This is a genomic window from Dulcicalothrix desertica PCC 7102, from assembly GCF_003991905.1.
Lineage (GTDB): Bacteria > Cyanobacteriota > Cyanobacteriia > Cyanobacteriales > Nostocaceae > Dulcicalothrix > Dulcicalothrix desertica.
The window spans coordinates 84,397-102,574 of sequence record NZ_RSCL01000013.1; the positions used below are offsets into that span (position 1 = coordinate 84,397).

Annotated in this window: 17 protein-coding genes and 1 pseudogene; 8 read left to right on the plus strand and 10 right to left on the minus strand. The window is 38.7% G+C overall.

The window, feature by feature from the left end:
• Window positions 1–36 precede the first annotated feature (36 nt).
• On the minus strand, window positions 37–780 hold the full coding sequence (locus DSM106972_RS52700) for a MerR family transcriptional regulator (protein ID WP_186538544.1): 744 nt from the start codon (window positions 778–780) through the stop codon (window positions 37–39).
• A 1-nt stretch (window position 781) separates the two neighbouring features.
• On the opposite strand from DSM106972_RS52700, the gene DSM106972_RS53875 reads away from it, so the two are divergent.
• Window positions 782–1,036, plus strand: coding sequence for a hypothetical protein (locus DSM106972_RS53875; RefSeq protein ID WP_127083402.1), 255 nt, complete (start codon window positions 782–784; stop codon window positions 1,034–1,036).
• Window positions 1,037–1,155: 119 nt separating this feature from the next.
• Here DSM106972_RS53875 and DSM106972_RS25890 read toward each other — a convergent pair whose 3' ends face one another.
• The 4 genes from DSM106972_RS25890 to DSM106972_RS25905 form a co-directional block, all read right to left on the minus strand.
• Window positions 1,156–1,605: a type II toxin-antitoxin system VapC family toxin gene (locus DSM106972_RS25890; protein ID WP_127083403.1), complete on the minus strand. Its 450-nt coding sequence runs from the start codon at window positions 1,603–1,605 to the stop codon at window positions 1,156–1,158.
• A gap of 12 nt (window positions 1,606–1,617) precedes the next feature.
• Window positions 1,618–1,980, minus strand: coding sequence for a hypothetical protein (locus DSM106972_RS25895; protein ID WP_127083404.1), 363 nt, complete (start codon window positions 1,978–1,980; stop codon window positions 1,618–1,620).
• Between the two features lie 260 nt (window positions 1,981–2,240).
• Entirely contained in the window at window positions 2,241–2,639 is a 399-nt protein-coding gene (locus DSM106972_RS25900; protein ID WP_127083405.1) for a hypothetical protein, read from the minus strand.
• The gene (locus tag DSM106972_RS25905; protein ID WP_127083406.1) at window positions 2,636–3,178 is read right to left on the minus strand and encodes a hypothetical protein; all 543 of its coding nucleotides are present in this window, start codon (window positions 3,176–3,178) and stop codon (window positions 2,636–2,638) included. Before DSM106972_RS25905 ends, DSM106972_RS25900 begins: the two co-directional genes overlap by 4 nt.
• Window positions 3,179–3,443: 265 nt before the next feature.
• Here DSM106972_RS25905 and DSM106972_RS25910 point away from each other — a divergent pair, with 265 nt between their 5' ends.
• The 4 genes and pseudogenes from DSM106972_RS25910 to DSM106972_RS25925 all read left to right on the plus strand — a co-directional run.
• Entirely contained in the window at window positions 3,444–4,994 is a 1,551-nt protein-coding gene (locus tag DSM106972_RS25910) for an ATP-binding protein (protein WP_127083407.1), read from the plus strand.
• A 175-nt stretch (window positions 4,995–5,169) separates the two neighbouring features.
• Complete coding sequence (locus DSM106972_RS25915) at window positions 5,170–5,490, plus strand: YkvA family protein (RefSeq protein ID WP_127083408.1); 321 nt, start codon at window positions 5,170–5,172, stop codon at window positions 5,488–5,490.
• A 90-nt stretch (window positions 5,491–5,580) separates the two neighbouring features.
• Window positions 5,581–6,309, plus strand: coding sequence for a hypothetical protein (locus DSM106972_RS25920; protein ID WP_127083409.1), 729 nt, complete (start codon window positions 5,581–5,583; stop codon window positions 6,307–6,309).
• A 66-nt stretch (window positions 6,310–6,375) separates the two neighbouring features.
• A pseudogene (locus tag DSM106972_RS25925) lies at window positions 6,376–6,462 on the plus strand (element excision factor XisI family protein); the annotation flags it as partial.
• A 108-nt stretch (window positions 6,463–6,570) separates the two neighbouring features.
• Here the strand turns inward: DSM106972_RS25925 and DSM106972_RS25930 are convergent.
• Both DSM106972_RS25930 and DSM106972_RS25935 read right to left on the minus strand, forming a co-directional pair.
• Window positions 6,571–8,997, minus strand: a complete 2,427-nt coding sequence (locus tag DSM106972_RS25930; RefSeq protein ID WP_233787275.1) for a HEAT repeat domain-containing protein — start codon at window positions 8,995–8,997, stop codon at window positions 6,571–6,573.
• Between the two features lie 130 nt (window positions 8,998–9,127).
• On the minus strand, window positions 9,128–10,231 hold the full coding sequence (locus DSM106972_RS25935) for a PDDEXK nuclease domain-containing protein (protein ID WP_127083411.1): 1,104 nt from the start codon (window positions 10,229–10,231) through the stop codon (window positions 9,128–9,130).
• Between the two features lie 543 nt (window positions 10,232–10,774).
• Between DSM106972_RS25935 and DSM106972_RS25940 the strand changes: the two genes are divergently transcribed.
• Window positions 10,775–11,485, plus strand: coding sequence for an IS200/IS605 family accessory protein TnpB-related protein (locus tag DSM106972_RS25940; protein ID WP_233787274.1), 711 nt, complete (start codon window positions 10,775–10,777; stop codon window positions 11,483–11,485).
• A gap of 574 nt (window positions 11,486–12,059) precedes the next feature.
• Here the strand turns inward: DSM106972_RS25940 and DSM106972_RS25945 are convergent.
• Both DSM106972_RS25945 and DSM106972_RS25950 read right to left on the minus strand, forming a co-directional pair.
• Window positions 12,060–14,528 (minus strand): two-partner secretion domain-containing protein, encoded by a 2,469-nt coding sequence (locus DSM106972_RS25945; RefSeq protein ID WP_127083412.1) that lies wholly within the window; start codon window positions 14,526–14,528, stop codon window positions 12,060–12,062.
• A gap of 137 nt (window positions 14,529–14,665) precedes the next feature.
• Window positions 14,666–15,016, minus strand: a complete 351-nt coding sequence (locus DSM106972_RS25950; RefSeq protein WP_127083600.1) for a hypothetical protein — start codon at window positions 15,014–15,016, stop codon at window positions 14,666–14,668.
• An 88-nt stretch (window positions 15,017–15,104) separates the two neighbouring features.
• Here DSM106972_RS25950 and DSM106972_RS25955 point away from each other — a divergent pair, with 88 nt between their 5' ends.
• Together DSM106972_RS25955 and DSM106972_RS25960 are read left to right on the plus strand one after the other, a co-directional pair.
• Window positions 15,105–15,290, plus strand: a complete 186-nt coding sequence (locus DSM106972_RS25955; protein WP_148129251.1) for a hypothetical protein — start codon at window positions 15,105–15,107, stop codon at window positions 15,288–15,290.
• Between the two features lie 189 nt (window positions 15,291–15,479).
• A complete protein-coding gene (locus DSM106972_RS25960; protein ID WP_186538542.1) occupies window positions 15,480–16,934 on the plus strand; it encodes a glycoside hydrolase family 10-like protein in 1,455 nt (484 codons plus the stop codon).
• 249 nt (window positions 16,935–17,183) lie between these two features.
• Here the strand turns inward: DSM106972_RS25960 and DSM106972_RS25965 are convergent, their stop codons facing one another.
• Window positions 17,184–18,176 (minus strand): aldo/keto reductase, encoded by a 993-nt coding sequence (locus DSM106972_RS25965; protein WP_127083414.1) that lies wholly within the window; start codon window positions 18,174–18,176, stop codon window positions 17,184–17,186.
• Between the last annotated feature and the right edge of the window lie 2 nt (window positions 18,177–18,178).

The following is an 18,178-nucleotide window of genomic DNA, read 5'->3' on the forward strand; positions in this document are numbered from 1 at the left end:
ATTAGAGTGTTCACGGATAGGCGCCCTTAGTTGTGGTCAGGGCAAACGCATCTTATTTTTAAAATGCTTACTAGGTAAAGGTTTCAGACATTGTTTAGTTTTGTAACTAAAATTTAAAACCCTTGCTATGTAAGACTTACAGAATTTAGATGCGTTTGCCCTGTAGTTGTGGTGTTTCTGCCAAAACTGGATGCTCCCACGACGTGTCCCCACTTTACGATAAGGAATCTTTCCAGACTCCAGTAAATCTACCAAATAAGGACGGGAAACTAGCAGAATGTTGGCAGCTCCTTGGGTGCTAAGTTCCTGTTTAATAGGAACTACATTAACAGTGTTACCAGCAGCCATCTGTGTCAAAATTTCTACGAGCAAATTTAAAGCCGTCGTTGGTATAGTGACAATCTCGCCCTCTGTATCATCTGAAATCAGCTTAAACGTTCCGTGAGAAACGTTTTTCTGCAAGTAGGATGCCAAAATTTGACTGCTACGGACGGGGATAGCGGCATCTTCGCTCATGGGTACTGCCTGTTTGACGTTTTGGTTGGTATACTCAAAACGGCTTAAAACTATACTTTTCAAGTAAACGTAAATCTTTAAGATGCTTCGTTCCTCAGCATGACAAAGTTCACTTTTTACCCGTTTGCAGGATAGAAAGTGTCGTATGTATTTAGTTTCGTAAGCTTCAATTAGAATAAAAGGCCAAGTTAGTAAATATAGTATTGCCGCACAATATAGAGACGCTCCGGCGCCGGAGTGTTTCCAAGCAAACAATAATGACAACTTGGTACAACATGTATTTATAATTGTCGCAATATTGCAAAACGAGCGAAATAAACAAAATAAACGAAATTCGGGTCGTGGTAATGTACCTGATAAACCACAGCTACTTCCCTTGTCCAAAGAAGCGCGTTTATCACGTATGCCGCAAAAACCCGGAGATTTGGTTGACGCTCTGCAAGATAAGATCGATCTTCAAATAAAGCGTTCTAGACCTGCTAAAGCAGCGAGGAGTAAGAGAACGAATAGTGGGCAATGAGTGAAAGCGATTTGGTTGGATTTGTGGAAGTAACGCAAGATATGAACTAACTTAAACTATCTTAGTATTTATATTACTTATGCAAAACAGTATTTTTGTAATGAAGGCGCCATTGTCAACTAAATTAAACGCCACTCACGAGCATCTATAAACTGGGACAAATGACCAACATTTGTAGTTGCAATTATTACTTCGTGCCCCAAGTCTTCTACTAATATTGCTTGTGCAGCTAAAATTACATCACCGTCAAGTTCTTTAGGGTCTGCTGTTGGCTTTCCTGAACGCCGGGACTCAGCCCACAATTGTGCCGCTTTAAGCATTGTTTCTGTAGTAATAGGAAGGTATGGAATCAGTGTTTTCAGTAAGTCAAGCTGTCTTATACCAGCCAATTTACCAGCACGAAGTAATTCACGTCGCACCTCGTAGTCGGTAATTTCAGGCAAAATTACTTGATAGTTTTTTGAAACCAAACTACTAAACCACAGTCTGCATTCTTCGCATAGCGGTGTTGCTTTAGGATTAGTTAACATCCCCAAGGGGCCAGAATCGAGCAAAACAAAAGTACTCATACAAAGGCTCAATTAGGCAGAAATGCTACTGTCATTCACACCTAAAGCTTGGCTAAGAATTGCCCAAGTTTCTTTTTGCTCTTGTTCATCTCCTTTTTCTGCCCAAGTTTCCAAAAGTTGGAGGAGCGCTTGCTGTCGTGCAGCTTTGACTATTGGGTCTTGATTTGTTAATTCATCTATTACTTTTGAAGCAGCATCGACTGGTGGTGTTTTAATTTTTACACTTTCACCGTACAAACGAATGATTTGTAGTAAATTTGACCAGTGTTCTTGAGGAATTTTCTCTATTTCTAGCACTATCGACGCTAGCGAATCTTGAGACGGCTCAATCGAGTTATTTTGTAAGGATTCTTTCTCTTTAATTTGTTCAAGCATATTTATTATTTAAGTTTTATTTTATCCTACTTTAACAGATACTGTTTGAGAGGCCAAAGATTTCTAGGGAGCGGCTTATAAGTTTATCGTTTCTCATCCACTAGTCTGAATTTCCTCTGTCCAATCTGCCTCAAATAATCAGTAAGTACCAACCACATCACAAAATCCTGCAGTGGCGCCGGATTAACATTGAGTTTTAAGATTATTTTTATGGCGGTTTTGATCAAGTTTTTGAAAAATAGAACTAATTATGTATTTATTCATGATACATTTTTCAAAATCAAAGCATTAATTTGTTCATTGTCAACTTTGATGCCGTGGCGTTGTAAATAAGGACGTAAATTAATTTGAATAAATAAATCCTTTAATTCCTCAGCTATTTCAGTCGGTGGATTACCAGATAAAGCTGTAGCTATCAAACGTTCTGCCGCTTCCAATTCTCCACAGTTAACAGCAAGATTTGCAGCACTACGATGTAAAACTGAGCGTGTTGGTTCCGCGTCTAATTGATTAGCAATTAACGTTGCTGCTGCTTGCTCGTTCTCAAATGCTTGCCGAGTTAGTTGCGATGCTTGTTCCAAATCACCTCTAAGTTTAGCAACAAAAGCCGCCTCAGCTAAATCCATTGCTATTGTATGTTTTTCTTGAATACTGCTCATTTTTCTGCAACAAAAGATAAAGGTGTGCTAAATTCAACTACAATGATATAAGCAGGATATTTTCCATCTGAAGGTTTTGTTTGTTCTTTCTTCTGTTTTACTCTAGCTTTAACACGGGTACTATCTCCTTTACGTATACCTGATACTTCTAACCTAACCTTGTTTTGAAAAGGAGTTTCTCCTTCTGCATCAATTGTACCCAACCAATAATCAAACCCTGTACCTTTACTCGAACGTTCGATAACGGTTAAATTAGTAAGTTGCCTAATAATTAAAAAGGCAATACCATAAGCCGCTTGTTCAGTTGTAAACTCCTCATCATTCCAGCAACGTAACATTTGTGATGTAACAGTCTGCCATCGCAACTTGAATTTAGCACTAAATTCCCCGCTGACTATAATCTCAACACCTTGACAATGACCCTGTTCATCTAAGCATACAGCACAAGCTTCAGCTAGCACGGCACCAAGTGCAGGAGTAATAGCAGGTAATCCTTGTGATAAATCAGTTAGTACAAGTTCTATAGGTTCGCCAAACATTAATAAATTTAATTACTTGTATTAGTTGTATTGTACTATGAATGTTTGATTATAAAAATATCACTGTATCCACAGCGCGCGGGCATCGCTTTCTTTTACCTTTATTAACCCTGCAAAAGTTATAGTATTTATACTTATTTGTTCGTATCATTTGGGAATAGGCGCCTCGCTGTAAGTGGAATATGGAAGACTAAAGGTAATCCCATTATGAGCTAAACTTATAGCATCGAATCGCGCAGCCCACAAGTAAATATATTAATTATCCATGTCTCGTTGGTTTAATACCGCAGGTCCCTGCCAAGCTGATACTAACTACATGTTGTCGCCAACTAGTCGATTGCCAGACTTAAAGCGGTTGATTGAACAACGTAGCTATTTCGTGATTCATGCACCTCGCCAAACTGGTAAAACTACTGCAATGCTAGCGTTAGCCAAGGAACTAACGAGTAGTGGAAGCTACACAGCAATCATGGTATCTGCAGAAGTGGGGGCGCCCTATAGTCATGACCCAGGCGCAGCAGAACTAGCTATTTTAGATTCTTGGCGAGCGCGTGCCAAGTTTCATTTACCCGCTGATTTACAACCCCCCACATGGGATGAAGTTCCGCCAGGACGAAGAATTCAAGCCGCTTTACAAGGTTGGGCACAAGCTTCTCCAAAACCTTTAGTGTTATTTATAGACGAAATAGACTCGCTACACGATGAAGCGTTAATCTCTATGTTGCGGCAGTTACGAGACGGTTATTCTGACCGTCCGACAAATTTTCCGCTGTCCGTAGGATTAATTGGTTTACGAGATGTACGCGATTACAAAGTCGCATCGGGTGGAAGTGAGCGATTAAATACATCAAGCCCATTTAATATTAAAGTTAGCTCAATAATACTGAGAGATTTCAACGCTTCCGAGGTGGAAGAACTATACCAGCAACATACTGACGATACAGGACAAATTTTCACTCCCATTGCTATCGAGACAGCTTTTAATTTAACTCAGGGGCAACCTTGGTTAGTAAACGCGCTTGCCAAAGAAGTTGTAGAAAAGATGGTAAAAGATACTTCGGTTGCAATTACACATGAACATATTTTAAAAGCCAAGGAAATACTAATTGCACGTCAAGATACTCATCTCGACTCGCTTGCAGAAAGACTTCGAGAACCAAGAATAAGAGCAATCATCGAACCAATGTTAGCAGGATTGGAACTAGGGAATGTGCCTTCGGATGATATCCAATTTGTTCTCGACCTAGGTTTATGTAAAATGGATCCGCAAGGCGGCTTAACAATTGCGAATCCTATTTACCGCGAGGTCTTACCTAGAGTATTAACAGTGACACCGATGGCTTCGTTGCCTAAAATCGCACCTACTTGGTTAACTCAAGAAGGCGAATTAAATATCGATGCCCTACTCGAAGCATTTTTAAAATTCTGGCGCCAGCATGGCGAACCATTACTAGGTAGTGCTGTATACCATGAAATCGCACCGCATCTAGTACTAATGGCATTTTTACATCGCGTCGTCAACGGGGGTGGAACTCTCGAACGGGAATACGCCATTGGAAGCGACCGCATGGACTTATGTTTAAAATACGGAAGCGTGACATTAGGAATTGAATTAAAAGTTTGGCGCAATAAAAAAGGCGACCCCCAACAAGAAGGTCTTGAACAATTAGACTCATATTTAGCACGCTTAGGCTTAGACTCTGGTTGGTTATTTATTTTCGACCGACGTACAAAGGCGCCATCTTTAGAAGAACGCCTATCAACTCAAATTACAACCACAAAAAACAAACGTTCCGTCACAGTTATACGCGCGTAGTAAGGGCGGTTCGCAATAGCCGCTCCATAAGATTATCCTTACAAGATAGTGTTTATGTACGGTTAACACTACAAAAATAGAACGGTGTGTTTTTACGAATTTATTGATGGTTATCTACACCGGATTTTCTGCGATATATCTGTCAATATAAATTTGTGAGGCAAAGGAAGTATAAATGAGAAAGCAATTTATTACACAGGTATTGCAAAACGGAATTCGTAAAGCTTTACGTAATCCTAAGTATCGTTGGGCAGCAGTTGTTGCAGCGTTGTTTTATTTTATTAGTCCTATAGATATAGTACCAGATGCTATACCACTTTTAGGACTTATTGATGATGGTGTAATTGCTACCTTTTTAGTTGCTGAAGTATCCCAAATTGTTATGGAGAAACTTCAAAACCGCAAAAAGCATGATACTTATGCTCAAGTCGATACGGACAAAGTATATAATGTAGTAAATAATGTAATTGATGTTGAAGCTGTGACTGTAAATTAAACACAATTACGATTTACTTGTATTTTATTATCTGCGTATATTTTAAACACACGTCATTATTTTAATTAAGAACATTGGGAGGAATATCATATGTCTACAATTAAAGAACGTATTGCTCAAGATTTAGCACAAGTCAAAGAAACAGGCGGCGCCAGAACTAAAAGAATTCGTGAAATAGTTCAAGTTGCAGTCAATGAAGCTGTAAATGAGCTTAAAGGTGGTTCTGGCGAAATTCGCAATATCGCTAAAGATGCCGTTACAGCAGTTATAGAAAATTTCAAGACTAAGGGTCAACAAGCTAAAGATGAAACAATGGCAGCAATGGAAGGCGCCATCGCAGGTGTAAAAGATAGCAATACTCAACAGCAAACAGTTACCAACCAAGCTATTGGTGAACAACAAATTCTAGATGCTGTTGATGGCGCCCTTGTTGCAGTCGAAACCCAAAAGCAAAAAGCACCTCGCAGTCGTATAATATCTTTACTCTTAACAGTTTTCAACGCTCTAAGAGGCAAATTATCTGTAAGTCTTCAAAAAGATTACGTTTCCCTCAAAGAACTATTAGCTAACTGGGATGATAAATTAACAGCGCAATATGGCGACCGTTACACCCAAGTTAAGCAACGTTGGGAAACAGCACAAACTTCATACAACGCAACAAAAACAAAAATAGCCAACGGTGAACCTTCTCCTGTAGACGAATATCAAACAGAAGCAGATAAAAAAGCGGCTAAAGCTGGAGCAACAGTAGCTCAAACCGAACAAGTACTTAGAAAGCAACTCAAAACTATTCTAGAATCTACCGCCGCAAAACTGTAAACTGATAGAACAAAATAGTCGTTAACAATTATTAAATAACCTAAATGTAGAGACGTGACATGTCACGTCTCTGCGGGTGTACCTAAAGACAAGATTGTTTTAGCGTTTCATCATCCTAATGTTAGGCAATATACTGGTTATGCTGTTGCTTAAATAATATTACTCTTGTGGAATGGGCATCCTTGCCCGTTCTACAAGATTTATAATTTTATGACAGGCAGGGATGCCTGTTCCACAAGAGATATATATAATCTCTAAAAATCACGGCGCCACTGATTGTATAGCACTTGTAACACCTGTCAGCTTACTTAATCTAACTGGTACAAAATCTGAAGGTTTGGCGCCTATAATTTGTGACAGGTAGCAATCATAAACTGCCAGTAAAAACCCTTTAATTATATCCTGCCCATTGGCTTTCACTAAATCATCAGCTTTTTTAAAAAATCCTGAACGCCATTTACCATCGTTGTTTGCATATATCTCCACAACATACAAACCAGCTAAGTACTCAGCTAATGGGTCGAGACAAAACCTGATTTTATCTTTTGCGGAACCAACGGTTTGAATTAAATGTAAACGATTTTCTAAGTAGTCGAGGCGCCTGTCTACATCTAAAGGGTTTATAGTTAATAAAGCAGCTATAGCATCAGTACGCAAAGCTGTACCTGGTTGGAAATTACGCTGTAAACATTCCCAAGCTATTGCTTTTGTATCTTGATGTATAATTCTATCGTCCAATTTATCACCAGCAACATCGCGGTTTAGTTCGTTGAGATACCCCAGCATTAAATTTGGTATCGTTTGCGGAATATCATATACAACTTGTTTTTCAACATTAGCTATTAACTGCTCGGCATATAATTTTGCTAATAGTACCGTAATATTACCGTGACTGACCATTAACGACAAACGATTACAAGCGTCAAAAAATTCCTGGTCTGTAAATTTATCACGCTTTCCACGCTGCATTAAATAAGCTTCCATAAATGAGGAAAGCTTGTTTGCTTCAATTCGCAATGGCTTAATTGTAGTTTTATTTACCCTTCCTAGCTTCTCTTCTAACCGTGATGTAATAACCAGCGCATTAACTGGAAAGTCTGGAGAGTCTGGTTGTAAAGCTTCGCGAGTAGTTGTATTTAATTCAGAGAAACGGTCTACTATTACTAATATACGTTGTTTTCGTAACAGCTTAACTAGTAATTCCTCGCATATTGGCTCTGGTTCATCTATTGATGCTTGTAACTGTCCACGAATAGCTTCTTTCAATGATGACTTTCCATCTACCGCACGAAAGTCTTCTTCTAACAGCACAGGTAACATTAAATGCTGACACAAGCGCTTATCAGCAGTATCACTCATTCCCCAGTTGGCAACTTGACAAGCCAAACTAGTTTTACCAATTCCACCTTCACCTGATATTATCAAGCAACTACGCTGTTTAGAAAAAGTCGCACGTAAATTATCCGGCGCCAGTTGTGCTACCGTATTACCATCAAGCACAACTGGAATGGGAATATAAGTATTGCGATTACTAACAGTATCTTTTTTTGGAAACTGCTCGCGCGCTGACTCAATATATTTACTTACCCATGCATCAAGTACTTTAGGATGGTAATGAAACCATCCAACGAATAACACATACCTTAAAGGTACATTAATACTAACAAGGGGTAATGAAAAATCAGTATATGGCTTAAGAGCATTATTAATCTTTAACAGCCATATTGGTTTAACTCGCAACATCATAAACCATAGAGTAGGCAACAAAGTCACATATGCAGCAACACCCAAAAGTAACTTATGCTTGAGAAGCCATTCGACTACTCTATCAAATAACCGCGTTTCTTTCTCAGATTTCAAAGCTTCCAACGGGCGCCGTATTCTTGCAGCGTCAATTTCAGTAAAATTCTGTTGATGTTCTTCTACAATTTTTGTAACTTGCTCAAAGTCAGTAATTACCTTTGTTAACTTAGCACTTGGTAATTTATCGGCAACATCCTGATAGGCACCAATAATACCACCTAACCCTTTTGCCGTCCCATACCTCACATAATATTCGGTATCATTCAACAGAGGAATCATATCTTTAACAGCAGAAGTTGCCTCAGTTCCCATTGCACCCAAAGCCAAAGCGGCATTTTTCCGAACGCGCGGGTTATCATCTTTGAGTGCATTTATTAAAGATGGAACAGCTACTTTTGCTTCCATACCTATTCTTCTTAATGCCGAAGCTGCATAAATCCGAACGTACAGTTCTTTATCTTGTAATGCTGCCATTAAAGCTGGAACCGCTGGTTTTGCTTGTATACCAATGGCGCCTAATGCTAATACAGCATACATACGTACTTGAGTATCTTCGTCTTGTAAAGCTTTTGTTAGTGCTGGAACTCCAGATGCAGCTTCGGTGCCCATATCTCCTAATACCCAAGCTGCGCGCCAACGTATATTACAATCTGGATTATTTAAAGTTTCTACAAGTGTGGGAACTGCACCGGAACCAATACTTACAAGTGCATCGTGCGCTTCTAGTCGAACACGCGCGTTGTTATCGATTAATTTTTCAACTAGAGGAGCAATTTTTTCATCTACAGTAACTTGTGCCCAGCTATTACCAGTCCACAGTAGGAACATCATCAGGCACAAAATAGCTAGTTTCAGCATTTTGGTTATTGAAGCGGTGATGTTCACTGCTATTAGCTCCGTTGCTTTACTGTATCTATTTTACTCTAAGCGCCAAGTGGGTAGCTTGCAACGGATGAGAACGGATGTAACGGATGATGATTTTATATTTACAGGCGCCGTAAACTAGTTGCTACATTTATTCATCATCTTCAATTGTTGCAGCAAGCGTATCTAACTCAGCTTCTAACTGTTCAATAGTTGGTAAACTTCCTTCTAATGTTTTTGGCAAAGCATCCCTTAGTTGATAAGTTGAAACACCAATTGGCATATTCGTACTACGCAATGAATACTCGACTATTGTTTTATCTTTTGACTTACATAAGATAATGCCAATACTTGGTTGGTCATCAGGGTGGCGTAATAAATCATCTACAGCCGAAATATAAAAACTTATTTTTCCAGAAAATTCTGGCTTAAATTCCGTCATTTTTAGGTCAATAACTATATAACAACGTAATTTAACATGGTAAAAAAGTAAGTCAAGATAAAAATCGTCATTGCCCACTCTTAAATGGTATTGGCTACCAATAAAAGCAAAACCAACTCCTAATTCCAGGAGGAACTCTCGTATATGGTCTAGTAAGCCTTTTTCCAAATCTTTCTCTTGAGCATCTTTTGCTAAAGTTAAAAAATCAAAGTTATAAGGGTCTTTTAAAACTTCTTTCGCCAAATCAGATTGAGGAGAAGGTAAAGTTAAATTAAAATTTGTTGTCTTTTCGGCTTCAAATTGTCTTTCATAAAGTTTTGTATCTATATGATGCCATAAGACCGAACGACTCCAACCATACTCAAGAGTTTTATGAATATACCAAAACCTTGCTTGTAAGTCTTTGACTTTTTCTAATAACAGCAGATTATGACCCCAAGGAATTTCTGCCACAAGCTGTGGCAGAATTTGAGCATCCACACCTGTGGCAATATCTAAAGTGCTTTGAATATCCTGAGTGTAAGCCAAGTAAAAGGCTCGTATGCGCCAAATATTTCGTGCAGAAAAGCCTTTAACTCCTGGAAAAGATTTTTGTAAATCCGAAGCTAATCGTTCAATTACGGCAGTTCCCCACCCTTCTGACTCTTGACGTGAGATAATCTCATGTCCAATATCCCAATAAAGGGATATTAATTCTCTGTTGACTGCTATGGCCGCTTGAATTTGGGCAGACTGGATACGCATTTTAATCGATTTAAGTACATCGGCGTAATTGGCTGGTAATTGCAGATTACTTTTCTTTCTAGGAGACATATTCCGAACTCTACAATTGTACTATAATTTTTCCTTAGTTGTAGTTTCTCTGTCTTCAGTAATTACTCAATAAATTAAGTTTTTTTTTAACTATTAATTACTGCTTTTGTACTGAAATATCTTGACCTTGCTCAATTTAAGTTAATGTAGCTTTCCTCAAATCCGGGTTTGGCGCCTAGTAACTGCCCGTTCGCTCATTTTTGACCTCATGATTTAATAAAGGCTTACTGGGCTTATAATCTAGACTATGCAATCGATTCAGGCATTTTCGTTTAGGATAGGGCTTTTAGCTATTTTATGATTTATGCTACCCCTATGCCCCAAATAACCGCTTAAGAGAGGCTTTTGTTATGGTGATAAATATTACCGATTCGTGTTCCCTATTTTTTAGAAGAAAAGTTTGGTCCGTATGTAACTTTACCACTTCACAAAATCAATGAATATGGATATGATAAAATAGTTACTGCTTGGGCATTAAACAAAGCTCTTACCTATGTATTTAGTAAAAATCAAAAAGGTAAATGGGTAGTAGCTATTACCACATTGGTCGATTTTGTAATTACTAGTAATAGCCCTGTTCAGGGGTGTATTGGCATAGATATTAATCCTGGGTCTATTGGTTGGTGTACTACAAATCATCACGGTAATCCAATTGGCTGGGGAAAAATTAATTTAGATTTACATTCGTGTTCTACTGAACAAACAGAAGCGCGACTGGCTGTTGCCATTACGGAAATTACATCCAGAGCTTTGGCTACAAAAAAACCAATTGTGATTGAAAAATTAGATTTCTCCTCAAAAAAGAAACTTTTTTTACGTGGTCGTAAATATAATCGCATGTTATCTGGGTTTGCTTATGCCAAGTTTTTTGAATTATTAAAATCTCGATGCCTAAAATTAGGTATTCAAGTCATAGAAGTCAGTCCTAAATATTCCAGCCAGATTGGTGTTGTAAAATACATGCGTCGTTATGGCATGGGAAGTGATAGTTCTGCGGCTTTAGTCATAGCTCGTCGTGGAATGAGAATTTATCATGAGCGGTTGCTGGCGAGATACGCCTTTCAGACTTCAGTACGCCCTGAAGCTCGTAAGCACGTCTTTGCACATTGGCAACGCTTTAATAAGTATTACTTGAAGGTAGGTTCTCGTAATGCTTGGTTCTCTTCACCTAATCTAACAGGTTCTACTAGTGATAGCTCAGTGAACACCGTTCGTACCATCAATAAGGTGGTTAAAAGGACGAGCAAAGCTTGACTCTTGAGCAAGAGGGTCTAATTCTCTCCATTAGGCAGTGAAGGTGTGACTCCTTCAAGGGAGGAAAGATTGACTGCTATCTTTCCGGTTGTCAATATTTATCCACTGGTGGATAGATATGGGTATACTTTTTTGAGCGGTTCTCTTAATTCCCCTTTGGTTCTAAAAATAAGCGAACGCCCAGTAGTAAGTGACAGTGTTAAAACTAGTTTTACTTTTACTAAAGCACAACACTCTGCCAGTATCAATATGACTATAACAACTGCCATGCCAAAATTACAATCGGTGCTTTTCTTAACCCATTAAAGAAATTCTGCCACAGCTTGTGGCAGAATTTGAATATCGACTAAACCGTGTTGAATTGTGCGACAATTAATAATAAGCTGGTTGCGAACATTCAAACTGTTAAAAATATTACTTTGACAGGATACAACTCAACAAATAAAAAGTAGACCTAGATGAAATGATATCAGCTTCAAAATCATCCTTTTACTTAGAGTTGGCATACTATATTGAGTTTTAAATATAGGTGGATAAAACAAAATAAAGGGGAAATTAGAGTAACCTTTTTTACTTATTTTAATTCAGAACAAGAAAGAGGATGCAATATTATATGAGTTTGAGTTGCTTTCTCCACTAATTCTATATTCCCACGAGTATCAGCTATCCAACCTGAAGCTTCTATAATGGTCGGATAAGCTGTAATTAAGGAAGACAGGTTTATTTTCACATTGGTCTCTTCTCGTTTGACTGGAAATCTTACCCAAGCACTATCAGTAGTCATAACACGAGATGGTTCATATGGATGCGGGGGTAAACCTCCACGTCCAGTTACAGTAAAAGTATCGTTAAACTTAGAATTACCTGGAGTGCAAGCATTAGATATTTGTCTCGAGGCATCAACAAAACGAATTGTAAGTTGCACTAAACCTTTACTAGAATTGACTAATGGTGTATTAATTTGCACCGTGCCATTGAGTTGAGGTGTTGATCCTCTAGCAGTAATTTGACTATCTGGAGAACCAAATATTGCACCCGTGTTAATTAGTACTTTTCCGCCCTGAAAATTTATCGAATTAGCATTGATCTGACTATTCTCAAATATACCTATAACACCAGCGTCAATTGTAATATTACCGCCAATACTATTATTTCCATTGGCTTCAGTGGTAATGCTGCTACCAGAACGCATTTGTAATAAATCTTTGACGTTTAGTTCAACATTACCACCGCTACTCGATGCGGTGGCGCTGGAAAAAGCACCTCTACTATCAATTTTGATAGAATTAGCATTAACTCGTAAAGTTCCGCCTCTACCTAAACCTTGATTGTTAACAGTCACCAAACCACCATCTTTTATATTCAAAATAGAAGTATTAACTGTTACATTCCCAGAAAAGCCACTAGGAATTGGTGGGAGTTTATAAGTTTGTTGAAACAACTTATCTCTAATCGACGCAGATGAAGCAACAGAACTAGGTGTAGACTTTGGATAAGTACCACTGACTTCTACATAATCTCTAGCATTGACGGTAACATCACCAGCACTACCAGTAGCTAAAGTAGAAGAATTTACTTCTCCTCCATCTCTAACTACTAAGCTAGATGTATTAATTGTGAGTTGTCCTGCATCTCCTGCACCAAAAGAGGCGACAGATATGGAACTTGGTATATATGTGCTGCTTTGTCCAATTAATACAATAGATTTAGAGTTAACTATTATATTTCCTGCGTTACCTTGACCAAGAGTTGCAGTTCCTATATTTCCTCCATTTAAAGCTGTTATTTGATTGGTCAGTACTGATATATCTCCCGCATTTCCAGAATTAAAAGCCCCAGAAGCAATAACACTAGATAAATACGGATTTGATGGTGTAAATCCAATCAAGTCTAAAGAACTAGAGGCATTAACATTTATATTTCCTGCATGACCTGAGCCGAAAGAACGAGTAACTATTGCTGCTCCATTATTAATCTCTAGTTGCTTAGTTGAAACCGTTAGGTTTGAAGAGCTTCCACTGCCTGTAGTCTCACTGCTTAAACCTCCATTAAATTTTGAAGAAGGACTAATCCCACTCAGTTTTAAAGAACTCACAGTATTTACATTTATACTTCCTCCTTTTTGCGATTCCTGATTTTGAATAAATATTGATGAACCATCGGCTAAAGATACATTATTACCCTGCACATTAATTGTGCCACCCCCACTCGCATCAACTAATGCTTGCTGTGATAAATGAATATCACCAAAATTTTTGACTCCTTGATAATTTAGAGCAAAACCTTGAGGAGTTGAAGTTAGATTAACTTGCCCGTTATTTACACTGCCTAATTCAATCTGCCCTTGTTCAGAGTATAAAGTAGCACCAAGTAAATCTATATTCCCACCTACTAATGCTAAAGTATTTCCTGGTGACACTTGTAAACCATTTGTACTGCTACCTCTCATTAATGGAGAAAATATTGCTTGCTGGGTTGACAAATTATATCCATTCCCCTGAACAACAATTGCTCCAGGATTAGTTCCAAACTGCAAACCAACAGGCGCCGTTATAGTGAGTAAAGATTTAGACTCAGTGTTAACAGCACTAAATTCAAAACCGTCGCCAAATTTGATACTGTTGGCGGATGTGGCAAGAAAAGAACCACCAATCTCTAGTTGAGCATTCTTACCAAAAATAATACCATTGGGGTTCATGAGGAATAAGTTGGCACCCCCGTTAGTTTTGATTAAGCCATCAATATTAGAGATAGAATTTCCCGTAACTCGAACAATAATGTTTTGAATATTTACAGCATTATTAAAGATGGCGCCATTACCGTAAAGTATAGAAAAATCTTTAAAGCTATGGAGCAGATTACTTGCAACAGTGCTTCCTCCTGTGATATTGAAAGTTTTATTGGACAGTGTGACTTGTGAATTATTTGGTAGAGTCGCATCTGGGGTAATTTGAGCAAGTACCGTACTTGGATACAAAGCAATTACATTGAAAAGTACAATTCCTAGATGCCACCAGTACAAATGCATGGATACCCCAGACATTTTAGTCTCCTATTAAAAAATTAATAAGTTTAAATTATCATTAATTTTGCTGGATAAAAATAGAAGATACAAACGTTTTATATTGGCGCCTTTTTACCAAAGTTTATAAGTATGGCTATATACAGGCGCCAAAAGTTTTAATTACTTGGAGTTTTAGCTTTTTTAAAAATGCATTTTACTGACACATGTCCACTACTGGAGTAGGTGCAAGTTGTACAACGGTTAGTTCCATTTTCTCCTTGCTCATTTGTGCCAGGTGCATTAGTAGTTTCACAAGTTTTCTTTTCAGTCCCACCACCCGAAGGCGCCGTAATTGGTAGGTTAGAACTAGGTGTTACTGGGCGTGAACTAATTAACGTTGTGTGAACACCATCGTTACAATTTTTAGATATAACTTCTGAAGTGGGTCGTGCAGCTATTGCTGTGGTGGAAACTAGCGCGGTTGCTAGAATTGTCATACTTAACGTAGCGTAAATACGATTTATCATAATGCTTAGTTTTGATGCGTTGTAGTAAGTTGTTGTGGGGGTTTGGTTTAACCCTTTCATTCGTTGTTATGTCTGAGTTGTATTTTTTATGCACCAAAAACTTCTATTCGGAGGCGCCTCATCATATTTATCCTTATGTATACACGGCGCCAACCTACCGAAAATGTTCAATGGAAATACGTTGGGTTACGCAAAGCTTTTACCCAACCTACAGTTATCCGTTGCCATTTTCATGTCACAAATAAAAATGTTGTGGGCACTACTGGCGAATTAGGTGCGTCAGGGTTAGTAGTTTGCCTTCTTTTGTTGTATCAAGTTATTTGATACACCACGGATAGCGCACGGTATGGCATAAAGAGAAGCATTGCCAATTGCTCGTGGGAGTAAACATACATTAACTGTAAACTATATGGCGAGTAGATTCCATCACAAAAATATGCGATGGCGTGCGTGGGTAACTAACATGTCATTCAAATCAATAAAACTTAGTTCGATTTTTCTTCTTAGGTTGAAGCTGAAGTCAATTGTACCAATTTTGTTTCTATTGACTTTTGTTGGAGTAATAATACTAGATACTTTTGCTCCTGCGTTGGCGCAATTTCCGGCGCCTATGCCAATTCCGCCACAACCACAGTTTCCGACACCACAACCAATTCCACCACAACCGCAATTTCCTCAACCCGTTCCAATACCTATTCCAATACCTCAAACTCAGCCGTTTCCACCTGCTGAAACTGATGGGTTTCCACAACCTGTTCCTGTACCGCAACCTGTACCACAGCCACAACCCGTTCCCCAACCAATTCCTCAACCAGTACCACAACCTGTTCAAAGAGTACAACGACCAGGGCAGCAAATCCGGGGTGTGTGGATGACTAATAATGACCTTGATATTTTAAGGGATAGGACTAAAGTTGGCGAAGCGATGGATAAACTACGTAAATTAAACTTTAATACTGTTTATCCGGTTGTTTGGAATTCTGGATATGTAATGTACCCAAGCGAAGTTGCACAACGCGCTGAAATTCAGCCATTTGTATATAGGGGTACAGAAGGGCACGATATTATTGCGGATGTAATTAATCAAGCGCATCGTCGTGGGTTACTGGCTATTCCTTGGTTTGAATTTGGTTTTATGGCGCCTGAAACTTCAGAGTTAGCTTTAAACCATCCCGAATGGTTAACACGAAAACGCGATGGAAGCCAAACGTCAATTAGTGCAGCAGGTGAGGTGGCATGGCTCAACCCCTTCCACCCAGAAGTACAAAAGTTTATTAGTGACCTCGTGTTAGAAATCGTAACTAAGTATGATGCCGATGGTATCCAGTTCGATGACCACATGAGTTTGCCTCACGAATTTGGTTACGATAGATATACAATATCTTTGTATACTCAAGAGACTGGAAAAGCTCCTCCATCTAACCCTCAAGACCAAGCGTGGATGCGTTGGCGTGCAGATAAAATTACCGCTTTTATGCTGCAACTTAACCAAGCAGTAAAAGCGCGCAAACCAAACGCGATTGTTTCAGTTTCGCCCAATTATTACAACTTTGCCTACAAGTTCCAACTTCAAGACTGGTTGAACTGGGTAAGGTTAAATATTGTTGACGAGTTGGTAATGCAAGTCTATCGTGACGATTTAGGTTCGTTTACTTCTAAAATTACCCGTCCAGAAATTGTAGAAACCCAACAACTAAATATACCAACAGGTATTGGGATTATGGCAGGATTACGGACGCGGCGAATTCCAATGCAGCAAATTAAGTCACAAGTACAAGCCGCACAGCAACGTGGTTTGGGTGTCGCCTTTTTCTACTATGAAAGTTTATGGGATACTGGCCCCGAAGACCCTGGTCAACGACAACAAGGTTTTCAGGCAGTTTTCCCATCCCCAGCACTGCGCGCAAGGGCTGATTAGCAGATTTATCAATACTCTTCTGCTTCAAATACAAAAATACTATATGTGGCACAGGCATCCTGCCTGTGCAGTCAATCCAACACTAAAATACAGGTAAATTATGTTACTACAGAAACACGTGCAGAGAAGCCTAATAGGGTTCTTAGAAAAGCTGCCTACATTGCGAAATTCCTAGAGGATAAATCAACTTTCAAAATATCCTCTAGGAAAACTAGCTATATTATATATAAATGACGATTATTATCATTATTAAATATTAACCATTTGCATCAACGGTGCAGGGTAACGCTCACCAGAAAAAGCACCTTTTGGTACGATAGTATTAATTCGCACTAAATCTTCATTACTTAACAGAACATCCAAGGCGCCCAAATTTTGCAGTAGATAAGAAATGCGCTTAGTTCCTGGGATAGGAACAATACTTTCATCTTGTGCTAATAACCAAGCTAGTGCTAGCTGTGCAGGAGAGCAATTTTTTTCAACTGCGATTTTTTGCACAAGAGTAACCAAATTTAAGTTATGTTGAAAATTGTCACCTTGGAACCTGGGAGAATTACGGCGCCAGTCATCGGGTGCTAAGTCTTCAAATTTCTGAATTTGTCCTGTAAGAAACCCTCTTCCCAAAGGACTCCAAGGAACAAAACCAATACCTAATTCTTTACAAGTAGGTAGAATTTCAGTTTCAACATCCCGACTCCATAAAGAATATTCGCTTTGTAATGCAGTAATAGGATGCACTTTACTTGCACGATGTAGAGTTTTCGCTGATGCTTCGGATAAACCTATATATTTAACTTTGCCTTCTTTTACTAACTCAGCCATTGCTCCTACAGTGTCTTCAATTGGTACATTCGGGTCAACGCGGTGCTGGTAATATAAATCGATAGTCTCAATTCCCAAGCGACGTAAACTAACTTCACAAGCTTGTCGAACATATTCGGGTTTACCATTTACAGGCATTGCTTTACCATCTTTACTGGTGCTAGCAAGCCCGAATTTTGTTGCAATTATAACTTGTTCTCGTTTACCTTTAATTGCTTTACCTATTAACTCTTCATTATGCCCAACACCATATGCATCCGCTGTATCAAGAAAAGCGGCGCCACCTTGTGTTAATTCGATGGCTTTATGAATAGTTGCGATAGCTTCCTGTTCGTCCGCACTTCCATACATTCCCGACATTCCCATACATCCTAAACCAATGCTAGAAACAGTTAAATTACCTAGTTTTCTAGTTTTCATAT

Bases quoted from the DNA above. Each gene is read 5' to 3' on its own strand.
- DSM106972_RS25890 (WP_127083403.1), bottom strand. From the start codon at position 1,605: ATGAGTACTTTTGTTTTGCTCGATTCTGGCCCCTTGGGGATGTTAACT.
- DSM106972_RS25965 (WP_127083414.1), bottom strand. From the start codon at position 18,176: ATGAAAACTAGAAAACTAGGTAATTTAACTGTTTCTAGCATTGGTTTA.
- DSM106972_RS25910 (WP_127083407.1), top strand. From the start codon at position 3,444: ATGTCTCGTTGGTTTAATACCGCAGGTCCCTGCCAAGCTGATACTAAC.
- DSM106972_RS25900 (WP_127083405.1), bottom strand. From the start codon at position 2,639: ATGAGCAGTATTCAAGAAAAACATACAATAGCAATGGATTTAGCTGAG.
- DSM106972_RS25895 (WP_127083404.1), bottom strand. From the start codon at position 1,980: ATGCTTGAACAAATTAAAGAGAAAGAATCCTTACAAAATAACTCGATT.
- DSM106972_RS25950 (WP_127083600.1), bottom strand. From the start codon at position 15,016: ATGATAAATCGTATTTACGCTACGTTAAGTATGACAATTCTAGCAACC.
- DSM106972_RS25915 (WP_127083408.1), top strand. From the start codon at position 5,170: ATGAGAAAGCAATTTATTACACAGGTATTGCAAAACGGAATTCGTAAA.
- DSM106972_RS25960 (WP_186538542.1), top strand. From the start codon at position 15,480: ATGTCATTCAAATCAATAAAACTTAGTTCGATTTTTCTTCTTAGGTTG.
- DSM106972_RS25905 (WP_127083406.1), bottom strand. From the start codon at position 3,178: ATGTTTGGCGAACCTATAGAACTTGTACTAACTGATTTATCACAAGGA.
- DSM106972_RS25945 (WP_127083412.1), bottom strand. From the start codon at position 14,528: ATGTCTGGGGTATCCATGCATTTGTACTGGTGGCATCTAGGAATTGTA.
- DSM106972_RS25920 (WP_127083409.1), top strand. From the start codon at position 5,581: ATGTCTACAATTAAAGAACGTATTGCTCAAGATTTAGCACAAGTCAAA.
- DSM106972_RS25935 (WP_127083411.1), bottom strand. From the start codon at position 10,231: ATGTCTCCTAGAAAGAAAAGTAATCTGCAATTACCAGCCAATTACGCC.
- DSM106972_RS25955 (WP_148129251.1), top strand. From the start codon at position 15,105: ATGCACCAAAAACTTCTATTCGGAGGCGCCTCATCATATTTATCCTTA.